The organism is Enterovibrio gelatinilyticus (assembly GCF_028683095.1).
GTDB lineage: Bacteria > Pseudomonadota > Gammaproteobacteria > Enterobacterales > Vibrionaceae > Enterovibrio > Enterovibrio gelatinilyticus.
Map to the genome: position 1 here is coordinate 33,551 of NZ_JAJUBC010000001.1, position 14,740 is coordinate 48,290.

The 14,740-nt window shown below is 45.3% G+C and carries 16 protein-coding genes; 13 read left to right on the forward strand and 3 right to left on the reverse strand.

What is annotated here, in order from left to right:
- Positions 1–216: 216 nt before the first annotated feature.
- From LRP50_RS00170 to LRP50_RS00190, 5 genes are all read left to right on the forward strand, one after another.
- Entirely contained in the window at positions 217–363 is a 147-nt protein-coding gene (locus LRP50_RS00170; protein ID WP_274162501.1) for a hypothetical protein, read from the forward strand.
- Positions 364–637: 274 nt separating this feature from the next.
- A complete protein-coding gene (locus LRP50_RS00175; protein ID WP_274162502.1) occupies positions 638–1,060 on the forward strand; it encodes a hypothetical protein in 423 nt (140 codons plus the stop codon).
- A 393-nt stretch (positions 1,061–1,453) separates the two neighbouring features.
- Positions 1,454–1,732 (forward strand): ankyrin repeat domain-containing protein, encoded by a 279-nt coding sequence (locus tag LRP50_RS00180; protein WP_274162503.1) that lies wholly within the window; start codon positions 1,454–1,456, stop codon positions 1,730–1,732.
- Between the two features lie 4 nt (positions 1,733–1,736).
- Positions 1,737–1,982, forward strand: a complete 246-nt coding sequence (locus tag LRP50_RS00185; protein ID WP_274162504.1) for a hypothetical protein — start codon at positions 1,737–1,739, stop codon at positions 1,980–1,982.
- Between the two features lie 61 nt (positions 1,983–2,043).
- On the forward strand, positions 2,044–2,478 hold the full coding sequence (locus LRP50_RS00190) for a hypothetical protein (protein ID WP_274162505.1): 435 nt from the start codon (positions 2,044–2,046) through the stop codon (positions 2,476–2,478).
- Positions 2,479–2,866: 388 nt separating this feature from the next.
- Here the strand turns inward: LRP50_RS00190 and LRP50_RS00195 are convergent, their stop codons facing one another.
- Together LRP50_RS00195 and LRP50_RS00200 are read right to left on the reverse strand one after the other, a co-directional pair.
- Positions 2,867–3,307, reverse strand: coding sequence for a hypothetical protein (locus LRP50_RS00195; protein WP_274162506.1), 441 nt, complete (start codon positions 3,305–3,307; stop codon positions 2,867–2,869).
- Positions 3,308–3,588: 281 nt separating this feature from the next.
- A complete protein-coding gene (locus LRP50_RS00200; RefSeq protein ID WP_274162507.1) occupies positions 3,589–3,774 on the reverse strand; it encodes a hypothetical protein in 186 nt (61 codons plus the stop codon).
- Between the two features lie 421 nt (positions 3,775–4,195).
- Between LRP50_RS00200 and thrS the strand changes: the two genes are divergently transcribed.
- The 4 genes from thrS to rplT all read left to right on the forward strand — a co-directional run bounded on the left by thrS (position 4,196) and on the right by rplT (position 7,366).
- Positions 4,196–6,124 (forward strand): threonine--tRNA ligase, encoded by a 1,929-nt coding sequence (gene thrS / locus LRP50_RS00205; protein ID WP_274162508.1) that lies wholly within the window; start codon positions 4,196–4,198, stop codon positions 6,122–6,124.
- A 3-nt stretch (positions 6,125–6,127) separates the two neighbouring features.
- Complete coding sequence (gene infC, locus LRP50_RS00210) at positions 6,128–6,673, forward strand: translation initiation factor IF-3 (RefSeq protein ID WP_081796374.1); 546 nt, start codon at positions 6,128–6,130, stop codon at positions 6,671–6,673.
- A 103-nt stretch (positions 6,674–6,776) separates the two neighbouring features.
- The gene (rpmI, locus tag LRP50_RS00215; RefSeq protein ID WP_017010327.1) at positions 6,777–6,971 is read left to right on the forward strand and encodes a 50S ribosomal protein L35; all 195 of its coding nucleotides are present in this window, start codon (positions 6,777–6,779) and stop codon (positions 6,969–6,971) included.
- Positions 6,972–7,012: 41 nt separating this feature from the next.
- Positions 7,013–7,366 carry a 50S ribosomal protein L20 gene (gene rplT, locus LRP50_RS00220; protein ID WP_016962081.1) on the forward strand — a complete coding sequence of 118 codons (354 nt, stop codon included), beginning with the start codon at positions 7,013–7,015 and terminating at the stop codon, positions 7,364–7,366.
- A gap of 77 nt (positions 7,367–7,443) precedes the next feature.
- Here the strand turns inward: rplT and LRP50_RS00225 are convergent, their stop codons facing one another.
- Complete coding sequence (locus LRP50_RS00225; RefSeq protein ID WP_274162509.1) at positions 7,444–8,805, reverse strand: polysaccharide deacetylase family protein; 1,362 nt, start codon at positions 8,803–8,805, stop codon at positions 7,444–7,446.
- Positions 8,806–9,291: 486 nt separating this feature from the next.
- Between LRP50_RS00225 and pheS the strand changes: the two genes are divergently transcribed.
- From pheS to LRP50_RS00245, 4 genes are all read left to right on the forward strand, one after another.
- Positions 9,292–10,275 (forward strand): phenylalanine--tRNA ligase subunit alpha, encoded by a 984-nt coding sequence (pheS, locus tag LRP50_RS00230; protein ID WP_028025509.1) that lies wholly within the window; start codon positions 9,292–9,294, stop codon positions 10,273–10,275.
- A gap of 19 nt (positions 10,276–10,294) precedes the next feature.
- Positions 10,295–12,682, forward strand: coding sequence for a phenylalanine--tRNA ligase subunit beta (pheT, locus tag LRP50_RS00235; protein WP_274162510.1), 2,388 nt, complete (start codon positions 10,295–10,297; stop codon positions 12,680–12,682).
- Positions 12,683–13,093: 411 nt separating this feature from the next.
- Entirely contained in the window at positions 13,094–13,390 is a 297-nt protein-coding gene (gene ihfA, locus LRP50_RS00240) for an integration host factor subunit alpha (protein ID WP_016962084.1), read from the forward strand.
- A 250-nt stretch (positions 13,391–13,640) separates the two neighbouring features.
- A complete protein-coding gene (locus LRP50_RS00245; protein ID WP_274162511.1) occupies positions 13,641–14,696 on the forward strand; it encodes a succinylglutamate desuccinylase in 1,056 nt (351 codons plus the stop codon).
- The last annotated feature ends 44 nt before the right edge of the window (positions 14,697–14,740 follow it).

The following is a 14,740-nucleotide window of genomic DNA, read 5'->3' on the forward strand; positions in this document are numbered from 1 at the left end:
AGCTGCCCCATCTATGAACCGGTCTTGTCTCATCAGGGTGAATCTTCCGGCTCGATAAGAACTTAAACGGTTCTTCGAATTTAGATAGCTCACCACAATCAGGGCACTTTATGTCTATTGGCTTGTCATTCATTCGGTGCTCAAGTTTGTATTGTTGTTCATGGAGGACAGCTTACGCGAGTAAAGGATGCACAGCAAAGGAGGCAATCTAAGGCCGTGACTTGGATTAAACTCTTACTCGTTCCTGATGGAGCGGAAAATATGGAATACTTCTTGGAGGTTTTTATCGTCAATCAATTGCTTGAAGACATTGGAAATATAGGCTGCCAGCGGATTATTGATTACGCCATTAAGGATGTTTAAGCTCAAACTTGGTCCGTAGCGAAAGTGACGTAAAAAGTATCTTTGAGTGTTTTTGGGCGCCTTTCAATGTAAGCATCGATATGAGTCCAACAGTCAGTTATCGAGAGTAGATTCTGATGGGCAACCAACATGTCGTTAACTGCTGAGCCCGTAACTACCCAGCAGTCTTATGTATAGGGAAATTTGAACTCCACATAATTTACAGACGATATTGTTCCGACACGGATGTGTGAGTGGAGTCCTGAATAATAGGAAAGGTGAAGAGAATATATTTATGAACGCTAGTTACAGCAAAATGCTTGGCCTGACTTACGAAGAGCTGTTGAAAAACAGTGCGTTTTTGTCAGCAATTGGTGGGAATGTACCGGAGAAAATATCAAAGGACTCGAAGAACTTTCATGTTTTGTCCCCATCAAAGAATATCTCATTCACCTTTGGTAATGATACCAGGTCTCTAAAATTTGCCTCTTTGTCACCTGACTCAAACGGTTGCTTTGCTTTTGGCTTAACAACGGAAATGAATGAGCAGCGGGCTACAGCAATGTTTGGCAAACCTCTTGAAGGTAGACCCGCGCAAAAAGTGCCTCTGCTAGGTCAGGTTGGAGCCTGGGGGACGCATGTTGTGGAAGGTTGTAAGCTTATGTTGATGTACTCAGCAGATACGGGCAATCTCGAGGTAGTGCGCTTTACGCTTTAAAGGGTAGAATCTGGCGTTCAAATGATAAACCGCGTGAACCTCACCAAAACGGCGCTATTTTCTTCTAATAATACATAACCTCGGCCTTTAAACAGGGCGAGGTTTTTTTATGCTCAATCTAACCCGCCACTGCGCGGTTTTTTTTGTACCTGAATTTTGAGCAGTGATGGCTATGGCTTATCGACCCGGCAAACGTTCTTCCACACGATTAGTGCCAGTTCACGCAGGTATGGTGCGAGTGGTTAAGCGAGCCATACAGATTACCCCTGTTAATTTTGCCATCTTGACGAATTGTGCGTACGACAGCGACTTCCGCTCAACAAAGCCGCCAAAAGGAAAGTAGACCAGGCTGCCGTCTTTGAGGAGCGCAGGAAGATTCTCGCAACGGGACACTTGATTTATGCGGTAAGGCAACGGAATATTCCGGCCATCAAGCTGCTTTTAGATAATGGTGCAAAGTCACTTATTAATCATCAAAGTGTACGTGGAACATCAGCGCTCAGTATGGTGTTTGACAGTAAGCCGTATTCCACGGAAATTGTTGCAACGTTACTCGAAGCTGGCGCTGATCCCGATATTAACCCCGAAGGTGGCAACTCTTTTAGGAATTCAGTTTCGATATTGGCTGATATGCCACCGGAGATACCAGAGTTGTTGGTGAATCGTGAGTAAAAGAATGACTTTATCTGACGTTATTAAGAATATTGCCAGTATAGATGCAGATATGACTATCTACGCCAAGACGCCCTGGCTAGAGGATTCTCCTGCATTTGTCGATTACGAACCAGATGACGGGAGCGTTCCTGATGGAGCGGAAAATATGGAATACTTCTTGGAAGTATTTATCGTCAATCAATTGCTTGAAGACATTGGAAATGCAGACTGCCAGCGGATTATTGATTACGCCATTAATGATGTTTAAGCTCTGAATTCGCCGAAGCAAAAAAACACATAAATATACACAAAGAAAACGGATTGTATTGATGAGTACGGAATATGGAAAGATGATAGGTCAAACGTACAACCAACTCATTAAGCAGGCTCACTTTACCTCTTTAAGTGGTGGAAACGTGCCACGCGATGTTGATCCTGCTTTCGATACGTTTTTCGTGACGTCTAAATCCAACAATGTTTCGTTTGTCTTTGATCGACCAACAAACACGCTCATTGGTATTGAAGTTAAACCAAATCAGGTTGGCGCATTACCGCTGGGAATAACGGTAAACATGAAATCGAATGAAGTGACGGATTTACTGGGTCAACCAACAGCAGCTATGCCAGCAAAAAAGGTACCAGTACTTGGGTTGGTTGGTGCTTGGGAAAGATTCAACGTCAGTGGCGACACTGTCCTAGTGGTGTATGACCCAGAATCAGAGAACGTTAGTCAGCTCCGTTATGAGCAACCTTCTTGCGACTAGTGTTCTGTTTAAAAGCATAAGCTGATGCAGTGTTGAGAGTCGCACCGCTCTATTTTCTTCTAATAATGTATAACCTTGACCTTTCAACAGGGCGAGGTTTTTTTATGCTCAATCTAACCCGCCACAACGCGGTTTTTTGGTACCTGAATTATGAGCAGTGACAACGATGACTTATCCGCTCGGTAGCCGCTCACGCCGCAGGCTTTCGTTACTTCATCCTTATCTAATTCGAGTGGTAGAAAATGCTATTACGCTCACTCAAGTTGATTTCACTGTTCTAGAAGGGATGAGCTGAAAGTGAGGGCAGGGTATACGTAGCCATCAATGACGGTAAGTTCAAAGATGGCGAAGCGTGTCGGGTGTTAGCCGTGTTGATGAAAAATGTGAGTTATCGATTTGCCCATAGGCGTGGGGATTTAAAGCCGTATCTGTATAAAGCATAAGAAAGTGGCAGGTAGATCGTCACAAAGGTAAAGGCGTAGTTTTCCAAAAAATATGATGAGTAGGCATAATCTCTTCTGCAATAAATGAGAGAGATAATCGCAAAAATTTCATAGATGGCGAATATCGGAAGGGCTTGCCGCCACACTTTTTCGGTGAAGATAGGTTTCCAAAACGCGTAGCCAAACAACCCGATGGATAAATACCCATAAGTCAGGATTTCGAGTAATAGTAAACCCTCTGGAAGGAACTGATTCTCATAAGCGCCCACCACCGCTGTGACCTCAAGGTAGACAAAGACGAAAAAGAATATCTTCCAGAAATAGCTGTTTGGTGGTTTAAAGGAGAAAATCCCTTCAAGAATGTTGACCTGTTCCTTGTCCCGCATAGGACGTTCCTATCTGAGTGGTATCTAAGCTCTCATCATGACCGAGTTCTCAATAGAAGTAGTGACTTGTTAACAAGAAAGGAAAGGCAAACAAGAGCATTCATCCGTTCTGTCGTTCCCATTCCTGTTGAATAGCAAAGCCATCAGTTACAGCGTACGTTCTTTTCACACGTAAACAGGGGCAAGCTAACTCGTGTTTGTTTACGAAACTTGCTTGAATAGCCTCTGAGAGCCCTTCACTCCTTTCTTCCTGTCAACGCGCTGTGCTTGGGCTCTCAAATTTATCGCGTAGAACCTTCAATCTCATCAAGGCGAGCTTCATGCCCGAGGATGGCATCAGCTTGTTCACTGGGCTTAGTCAGTTTATTGAGTGCTGCATCCAGCATTATGTCGAGGGTATCTACGGTTTTTGCTCGGCGGAAGAAAATTAGCCAGTCAGTTCGGCTATGTTTTTGATTCGTTGTCATGGATTGTCCATATAGTGATGATGGTGAGCATTATAGCCAATCCCTGTCCTGTTCATAGAAGATGAAGATAGAGAGGTGAGGGCATTGATAGCAGTCTGGTTTATTGTTTCCCCTCCAATACAGACTCATCATGCCTCATTCATCGCGTAGGCGGACAAATTGATGCCTTGTGGATGAGATAGGCGTTCGTCAAAATCCTCGCAGCGCTTTAAATACCTGTAAATTCTTTAGACTGGTTGCGTTATTCTTCAAGGCGGTTACAATTCTCGTCGTTTCAAATACGTTCATATTTTTTTGTACAAAGATTTGTACCAAATTCATTGGCGTAGAATTATCCCGCTCTTAACTTCTTGTTATACTGCGGAAAAAATACCAACAAGTGTTACTGCGTGTGTAACACCACTGTAAATAGGACAATAAAATGCCTGTAATTACTCTTCCTGATGGTAGCCAGCGTTCATTCGACAACCCTGTGTCGACGTACGATGTTGCTTTTGACATCGGCCCTGGTCTCGCTAAAGCCTGTATTGCTGGTCGTGTTGATGGTCAACGTGTTGATGCATGTGACCTTATTGAAAACGACGCAAAACTTGAAATCATCACTGCAAAAGACGCTGACGGTCTAGAAATCATCCGTCACTCTTGTGCGCACTTGCTAGGTCATGCGATCAAGCAACTGTTCCCTGATGCTAAAATGGCGATCGGCCCTACCATCGACAGTGGATTCTATTACGACATCGACTTGGATCGTTCTTTGACCCAAGAAGACCTTGATGCGATTGAAAAACGTATGAAGGATTTGGCGAAAACCAAATATGGCGTAGTTAAGAAGAATGTTAGCTGGCAAGAAGCACGTGATACGTTTGAATCACGTGGCGAGTCTTACAAAATTGAAATCTTGGACGAAAACGTTGCTCGTGACGATCGCCCAGGTCTTTACCACCATGAAGAATACATCGACATGTGCCGCGGTCCGCACGTGCCGAACATGAGCTTCTGCCAAAACTTCAAGATTCTGAATGTTGCTGGTGCCTACTGGCGCGGTAACAGTGACAATAAAATGCTGCAACGTATCTACGGCACAGCGTTTTACGATAAGAAAGAACTAAAAGCGCACCTTGTTCGTCTTGAAGAAGCAGCGAAGCGTGACCACCGTAAACTGGGTAAGCAACTTGATCTGTACCACATGCAGCAAGAAGCGCCGGGTATGGTGTTCTGGCACCACAATGGTTGGACTGTTTTCCGCGAACTGGAAGTATTCATCCGTGAAAAACTGACTGAATACGATTACCAAGAAGTGAAAGGCCCACTGATCATGGATCGCGTTCTATGGGAACGTTCAGGTCACTGGGAAAAATATGCTGATTACATGTTCACGACTCAGTCTGAGAGCCGTGAGTATGCACTGAAGCCAATGAACTGTCCTGGTCACGTTCAGATTTTCAACCAAGGTTTGAAATCTTACCGTGATCTGCCATTGCGTATGGCAGAGTTTGGCAGTTGTCACCGTAACGAGCCATCAGGCGCACTTCACGGTCTGATGCGTGTTCGTGGTTTCACTCAAGATGATGCACACATCTTCTGTACGCCTGAACAGGTTCAGAAAGAAGTGACTTCGTGCATTGAGATGGTATACGACACTTACAAAACCTTTGGTTTTGATGAAATCGTCGTTAAACTATCAACGCGTCCTGAACAGCGTGTTGGTTCTGATGAAATGTGGGACCGTGCTGAAACCGCGTTGGCTGAAGCGCTTGACGCTATGGGCATCAAATTTGAGATTCTGGACGGGGAAGGTGCTTTCTACGGTCCGAAGATTGAATTTACCTTGCATGATTGTTTGGATCGCGCATGGCAGTGTGGTACTGTGCAACTCGATTTCGCTCTGCCTGAGCGTTTGGGCGCAACGTACGTTGGCGAAGACAACGAACGTCACACCCCAGTGATGATCCACCGCGCGATTCTTGGTTCACTAGAACGTTTCATCGGTATTTTGATCGAAGAATACGCAGGGCATTTCCCGACTTGGTTGGCTCCTCAGCAAGCTGTTGTGATGAATATCACCGACAATCAGGCCGAATATGTTCAGGAAGTAGCGAAAAAACTGCAAAAAGCAGGATTTAGAGCATCAGCGGACTTGAGAAACGAGAAGATTGGCTTTAAAATCCGCGAACATACTTTGAAGCGCGTACCTTACATGCTTGTTTGTGGCGACCAGGAAATGGAAGCTGGCGAAATTGCAGTACGTACTCGCAAAGGTAAAGATTTGGGTAAATTCAAGATTGAAGATTTTGTTTCTCTGCTCGAGAACGAAGTTCGTACCCGAACGCTCAATATTTTGGAGGAATAAGGTATTAAAGGCGCAAGAAAAGCCCCGGTTAAACAAAATGCTCATCGCTTGAATGATGAAATTCGTGGTATTGACGAAGTTCGTTTGACAGGTCTTGATGGTGAAGCGATTGGAGTTGTTACTCTCCAGGAAGCGATTAAGGTCGCTGAAGAGGCGGGAGTAGATCTGGTTGAAATCAGCCCTAATGCCGAGCCGCCTGTCTGTCGTGTGATGGACTACGGTAAGTTCATATTCGAAAAGAGCAAGGCTGCGAAAGAGCAGAAGAAAAAGCAAAAGGTTATTCAGGTTAAGGAAATCAAATTCCGACCTGGTACCGACATTGGCGACTATCAGGTAAAACTACGCAACCTGGTTCGCTTTATTGAAGAGGGTAACAAGGTCAAGGTTACAATCCGATTCCGTGGTCGCGAAATGGCGCACCAAGAAATCGGTGTTGACGTTTTGAATCGTTTGAAGGAAGACACTGCCGAAATTTGTTTGGTAGAAAGCTTCCCGACTCGAATCGAAGGTCGTCAAATGATCATGGTTCTTGCCCCTAAAAAGAAGTAATTTCGGCATACAAGTAACATAAGAGGCTATGCCTTCTGGCATAGCCTCTTTGTTCGCCGGATTACATTGTTATTAACATGCATACAATGCGGAGTTATTCATCATGCCTAAGATGAAATCAAACAAAGGTGCAGCTAAGCGTTTCAAGAAAACTGCTGGCGGCTTCAAGTTCAAGCACGCAACTAAACGTCACATCCTGACTAAGCGTACTACTAAGAACAAACGTCAACTGCGTCCAAACGCGATTTTGCCTAAGTGCGAAGTAGCAGCAGTTGTTCGTATGCTTCCATACGCATAATTTTTCTTAGTTTATTAACGATTTAGTTTAGGAGAGAGTCCATGGCTCGCGTAAAACGTGGTGTACAAGCTCGTGCACGTCACAAGAAAGTTCTAAAACAAGCTAAAGGTTACTACGGTGCACGTTCACGTGTTTACCGCGTAGCTTTCCAAGCAGTTACCAAAGCTGGTCAATACGCTTACCGTGACCGTCGTCAGAAGAAACGTCAATTCCGTCAACTATGGATTGCACGTATCAATGCTGCGGCTCGTCAGAATGGTATGTCTTACAGCCGTTTCATCAACGGTCTGAAGAAAGCGTCTATCGAAATCGATCGTAAGATCCTTGCTGATATCGCTGTATTCGACAAAGCTACTTTCTCTGTACTTGTTGAGAAAGCGAAAGCTGCTCTGTAATTTTACAGAATAGATTTTGCAAGAAAGGGGAGCCTCGGCTCCCCTTTTTTATTGTCTAATTTTCACCAACTGTTTGATTATTGTTCTGGCGTGCAAGCATCGAGTGATTTCCATGGGGAGTTTTCGTATAACCCAGGGATCTGCTGCATTGTCCACCAAGCTGCTTGATATTGCTCACCCATGTATGTGACGCCGTCACCTTTTTTGTAGGCTTTATGGGCATCCCACTCTGACGTAGAGCATAGAGTGAGGGGTTCAGGTTCCTCCATCCAATCGACTAGCTGCTTGTGGCTAACAAATCTTACCTCAGGCTTGGATAAAGCATATTCGGTGAATTTTTCCAGTACACGGCGTCTTGATTCGACCGTCGACTCAGGCATGCCAAAGTGTTCTTGTCCGTTTTGGTATCCGTAAAATCCTGAATGCAAACCGAGTACAAGAGGGGATTTGTTTCCACTTAACCTCAGGTCGAGATTATATTTGTATATCGCAAGCACATCATTTTCATTCAAGCCGGCGGCGCCCCATGCGGGTTCAAAATACAAATTCCAATCGAAGTTATCTCCTTTTCCTGATATCGCATCAAACCAAGGAACGCGAGAAGCGATTTTGTCGCGCAATGAATAGGCTAATCCGTAGCGATCCATTTCATTGTCAGGTGGCACAATCAAGGTATGTAGCGGGATTTCCCAAAGATTAGGGTAGTTTGAGAGAGGGGGTTTCCAGCCATTGTTCACGCCAATATCGTGCTCTGGGCTTCCGTTATGCAGTGTATATGGCCAATAATTGTTAGTCCCGTCGTGCTCAGGTGTGTTTCCTGCCGGTAGGCTCACATCATATTGGATATGATTGTCGGAAAGCGCTCTAAACGTATTGTCGTTATAGGTTAAGAAGGGGGCTCGATAGCCACTGACGCTTGCCAGGCCAACACCGCCTTGCGCTTCTGATGCCATCAACAGTTCGTTACACTGTGTTATTTCCTGCTGCCACTGCTCTATAGTCATCCAACTTTCTAGTGGGTTCCAGTTCACCTTGTCATCAGGGTGAGTCTCGGTGTGGTTGCCAATGTCATGGCCTTCTGAGTGCGCTTGTCGCCATTTGGTTAGTACATCATCATTCCCACGTGCAGGCCCACAATGCATAAAGAAACTTGCTTTTAGCGATGAATTGGCGAAAGCATCAGCACCATCGGGGTTTTTGTTACTGCCGAGTAATCGAAGGACCCATGACATACCATCCACATCGAGATTGTCATCAAAGCCGAGGCTGACAAACATAGGTGTTACTTGGGCTGGGATGGGGGAGTGTTGCATGGGATCCACGCTTATATCTCCAGAATAGGATGGTAGAGAGAGGAACAGTATAGAGGGTGTAATAATGGCTTTCATCCAAAACAACTGCGTCAAGTTATGTCCTTTCCGCCGAATTAATGTATTCATTTTTATAACCTTATTAGTATTGCAGCGATTACGTGCTAGAACGGCGCACATTTACAACCTAGATGTTTTGGATAGAAATAAGAGGGTTATGAGCAAGTTGATAGGATTTTTTGGACGCTAAATTGAAAACCGAATGTTTGTTACATTTTTCGAATGAAATGGATTTGGTATAGGTCTCGTTAATGACTTGATCATGGTTGGCAATTGGATCAGTCGCGATGGATTTACAAGCACCTAACCGATTGCACCAGGATTCTTACTTCGTGAAAGCGGTAAATTGATGACGAATTGTCCATGACTCCTACTTTAACGCAGTTTCAGTTTGGCTTTGTCACGCGGTTTATTTACTATGTAGCGTTACGTCTATACCAATTCTCAGAGCGAAATCTAGGCGGTTGCTGTAAAAGCAACAAATCCAAATTTTGTTACGAGAATTGGTATTTTACTCACCGTAGGACACTGCCCGATTGGGTAGATGAGGAAACGATGCAACAACTAGAAGACATTCTGTCCAACGCAACAGTAGCCATTGAAGCGGCTGACTCTGTTGTGGCTCTGGATGAGGTACGTGTAAAGTACCTGGGTAAGAAGGGCGACCTGACTTTGCAACTTCAGGCTCTAGGTAAATTACCTCCTGAAGAGCGCCGTGAAGCTGGCGCGAGCATCAACAAAGCGAAGCAAGCTGTACAAGCGGCTATTTCTGAGCGCAAAAATGCGCTAGAAAGCGCAGAGCTTGAAGCGAAGCTTGCTGCGGAATCTATTGATGTGACCCTACCTGGTCGTCGCATTGAGAACGGTGGTATTCACCCAGTGACGCGCACCATCGAACGCATTGAAAGCTTCTTTGGTGATCTCGGCTTTGACGTGAAAACGGGCCCTGAAATCGAAGATGCATTCCATAACTTCGACGCACTGAACATTGCAGAAGATCACCCTGCACGTACTGACCATGACACTTTCTTCTTTAACCCAGATTTGATGCTTCGTACGCACACTTCAGGTGTTCAGATCCGTACCATGGAAGAAAACCAGCCGCCATTGCGTTTCATCGCGCCTGGCCGCGTTTACCGTAATGATTACGACCAAACGCACACGCCAATGTTCCACCAAGTTGAAGGTATGCTGGTTGACGAAAATGTTAACTTTGCGCAGCTTAAAGGCATCCTTCATGACTTCCTATGTAACTTCTTTGAAGAAGATCTTGAAGTGCGTTTCCGTCCTTCTTACTTCCCATTCACTGAGCCTTCAGCGGAAGTGGATGTTCGTCGTAAAGACGGAAAATGGTTGGAAATCCTGGGTTGCGGTATGGTTCACCCGAACGTGCTTCGCGCAGTGAACATTGACCCAGAGAAATACTCAGGTTTTGCCTTCGGTATGGGTGTAGAGCGTCTAACCATGTTGCGTTATGGCGTGAATGACCTGCGTGCGTTCTTCGAGAACGATTTGCGTTTCCTGAAACAATTCAAGTAAGCATTGGGGTAATTGAGAAATGAAATTCAGTGAATCCTGGCTTCGCGAGTGGGTGAGTCCTGCTGTAAATAGCGAAGAACTGGCACACCAAATCACGATGGCTGGTCTAGAAGTAGACGATGTTGAGGCTGTCGCTGGCGAGTTTACTGGCGTTGTTGTTGGTGAAGTTGTTGAGTGTGGTCAACACCCTGATGCAGACAAATTGCGTGTAACTAAAGTGAATGTTGGTGGCGAAGAGCTACTAGACATCGTTTGTGGTGCATCAAACTGTCGCCTTGGTATCAAAGTTGCCGTTGCAACTGTTGGTGCGGTTCTGCCTGGTGATTTTAAAATCAAAAAGGCGAAACTACGTGGTCAACCATCTCACGGCATGCTGTGTTCATTTACCGAGCTAGGCATTAACGTAGAATCAGATGGCATCATGGAACTACCTGCAGACGCAGTTCTGGGTACGGATTTCCGTGAGTTCTTGTCACTAAACGATGTGACTATTGACGTTGATCTGACAGCAAACCGTGCTGACTGTTTGAGCCTGAAAGGCATGGCACGTGAAGTGGGTGTATTGAACCGCGCTGAAGTGACTGAGCCTGCATTTGAAAACGTGGCTCCTTCAATTGACAACAAAATTTCGGTTGCTATTGAAGCGCCTACTGCATGTCCACGTTACTTAGGTCGTGTTGTTCGCAACGTGAATGTGAAAGCAACGTCACCGCTTTGGATGCAAGAAAAACTGCGCCGCAGTGGTATTCGTTCTATTGATCCAATCGTAGATATCACTAACTACGTAATGCTTGAGCAAGGCCAACCAATGCATGCATTCGACCTATCAAAGGTTGAAGGTGGCATCGTTGCGCGTATGGCGAAGCAGGGCGAGAAACTGGTTCTTCTTGACGGTAATGAAGCAGAGCTGAATGACAACACGCTTGTTATTGCAGATCACAACAAAGCACTGGCTATCGCGGGTATCTTTGGTGGTGAGTTCTCTGGTGTGACTGGCGAAACCACTGACGTATTGCTTGAAGCTGCATTCTTTGCTCCTGATGCAATCCGTGGTCGTGCACGTAGCTATGGTTTGCACACTGATTCTTCACACCGTTTTGAACGTGGTGTTGATTCAAACCTTCAGTACCACGCTATGGAACGTGCAACCCAACTACTGATTGAAATCTGTGGTGGTGAAGCGGGTGAAATCGTTGGTCAAGAGTCTGAAGATAATCTGCCAAAAGCGAAAACCATTGCACTACGACGCACTAAGCTGGACCGTCTTCTAGGTCACGCTATCTCTTGTGATGATGTGGTTGAAATTCTGACGCGTCTTGGTTGTGAAGTCGAAACCACAGAAGCGGGCTGGACAGCGAAAGCACCTTCGTGGCGTTTTGACATGGCTATCGAAGAAGATTTGGTTGAAGAAGTCGGTCGTATTTTCGGTTACGACAACATTCCGAACCAAGCGCCTCAAGCTCACCTGACCATGAATGAGTATAAAGAAGCTAACCAGCCTCTGAAACGCGTTCGTGATCTGTTGGTTGACCGTGGTTATCACGAAGCCATCACGTACAGCTTTGTTGAGCCAGCTCAGCAAGCGCTGATCGTGCCAGACGTTGAGCCCTTGATTCTGCCACACCCAATCTCTGCTGATATGTCAGCAATGCGTTTGAGCCTGTGGACGGGTCTACTTAACACGGTTGTTTACAACCAGAAACGTCAGCAACCTCGTGTTCGCTTGTTTGAAGCGGGTCTGCGTTTTATTCCTGAAGCATCTGCTGAAAATGGCATGCGTCAGGAAATGATGTTGGCTGGTGTGATTGCCGGTGCGCGTTCTGAAGAGCACTGGGACATCGCAACTAACACGGTTGACTTCTTTGACTTAAAAGGCGATTTAGAAGCGGTTCTTGAACTGACGGCTAATGAGCTAGCGTATAGCTTCAAAGCGTCTAAGCACCCAGCACTGCACCCAGGTCAAAGCGCTGCTATTGAAGTAGACGGTAAAATCATCGGTCACATTGGTACTGTACACCCAGAACTAGAGCGCAAGTTTGGCCTGAACGGCCGTACGATTGTGTTTGAAATCGAATGGGCTGCAATCAACCAACGTGTGATCCCTGAAGCCGTGGCTATTTCTAAATTCCCAGCAAACCGTCGTGATATCGCGGTCATCGTTGCTGATGAAGTAGAGTCAGAAGCTGTTGTTCGTGCATGTTTGAAAACAGACAATACGCTAATCACGGCTTCTAAATTGTTCGACCTTTACAAAGGTAAGGGTGTTGAAGAAGGTAAGAAGAGCCTAGCGATTGCTCTCACCCTTCAGTCGACAGAGCGCACCTTAGAAGAAAGTGATATTTCTGAGGCAGTTGCAGCAGTAGTTGCAACACTCGGCGAGCATTTTGGCGCACATCTACGCGATTAATGCCAAAATCATCAATAAAAAGCAGCCCTCGGGCTGCTTTTTTTTATGTCCAAAAGTTCTAACACCTATCGTTTTGATAAACCTATGTTTTATCGAACCATTGATAAATGATGGTTTGCAATGGATTAAAAAATGAATAAAAACATCATCTAAACGAATAATTGTGAAGTCTGTGTCTCATTTTTTATGCATGACTCAAGAATGAAATCCTCATAAACAGAGCACTGTTCTAAATAATGATATGGAAAAAAGTTGGCGCAAATCAGCCAGTTGGCTTACACTATTCGTAAGTTACTGATGCGGAATATGCTGCCCGACAGAGGAGCAAGTGAATATTTCCAATGCAGTGCAATTGGTAGTGTAGATACAGAGTATCTCATTTATGTTTAACATTTCTTGAGGGAATGACCTATGGCGCTCACTAAGGCCGATTTGGCTGAGAACCTGTTTGAAAATGTCGGGATGAGCAAGCGGGACGCCAAGGACACCGTTGAAGCCTTTTTCGAAGAAGTTCGAAAAGCTCTCGAAGGTGGCGAGCAAGTCAAGCTGTCTGGTTTTGGTAACTTCGATCTTCGCGAAAAGAACGAACGACCAGGCCGTAACCCAAAAACGGGTGAAGATATTCCAATCACTGCTCGTAGAGTCGTGACATTTAGACCAGGACAGAAACTGAAAGCACGCGTAGAAAACGCTAAAATCGACAAGTAATTGTCGACGAGGACTTCTTGAGTTGCCGTCTGTTTCTTAGACTTATCCTCGTTGAATTCTCGCTTACAGTGACAAACCTGATATGAAACCGTGGCTTTTAGCTGCGGTTTTTTATTGCTTGAAAATCGTACGTATGCCTTTCAATCTCTCAAATCTGGCGTCATTCCATGCCGTAAACATGAATCCTGTGATCGTTTGGGTATAGTAAGTGCTGAGATACGAAAAATAATATAGTTAGGGACGTATGAAAATGGACACTTACCTCTCTGAGGGCTTTCTCGAGCACACCTTATTTCCGCCTGAACAATTCAATCCAAAAACCTTCCAACTTTCCAATGGTACTGATGTAATTCACCATGATATTGGCGTTTTAGAGTTCGTACCGCCAAGTGCAGATCACGCTATTGTGCTCTCCTCTGGTATACACGGAGACGAAACAGCGCCGATTGAGCTGGTGAATCAATTGGTGAACGAAATACTTAACGAAGAGTGGGTGCCGAAGGCACGCACGCTATTTATCATTGCGCACCCAGATGCCATACATGCACATACCCGCTTTATTGAAGAAAACCTCAATCGGCTATTCGCGGGTGTGAACCCGGAAAGAAACAAAGAGTGTCGGTTGGCGAATCGTCTACAGCATCATGTTGGTCAATTCTTTACATCTTGCGAAGCATACATTGGCAAATGGCATTTTGATCTTCACAGCGCTATCCGTGAATCCAAGCACTATATGTTTGCTGTTGTACCCGCTTCGAGTCATGCCACCGATGTTCGCCCTTTGATTCACTTTCTAAGCGGCGCAGACATGGATGCCATGCTGCTCAGTCGTACACCATCTTCGACGTTTAGTTGGTGGAGTGCAGAGCACTTTGGGGCGCTAGCTGCAACGTTTGAAATGGGACGAGTAGCACCGCTGTATCAAAACAATATGGAAGAGTTTGCTGCACTTAAAGAAGCGCTAGTGGCGAGCTTAACGAAGAGTGAGTTGCCAGCGAGTCAGAATAAGCCAGCACTTGAGATTTACAAAGTCACTCGCACTATCACGAAAACGGACGAAGCTTTCTCTCTGGCTTTTAGCAACGACGCTGCTAATTTTACTTTTTTTGAAGAGGGGGAGTGTCTTGCCGAAGAAAACGGAACAGAATATAAAGCGATTAAAGGAGGGGAAGCCGCGGTGTTTCCTAATGCAAATGTCGCGATTGGTCAGCGAGCATGTTTGCTAGTTCAACCTTTCACTCCGGATGAATCTCAGCCACTTTTCGTGAATGTGAATAATGAGCCGGGGCCTTATGCAATCAGTTAAGGCTTTTCATTTTTCAAGGTTCTCTGTATGGTTGGCGGCTATTG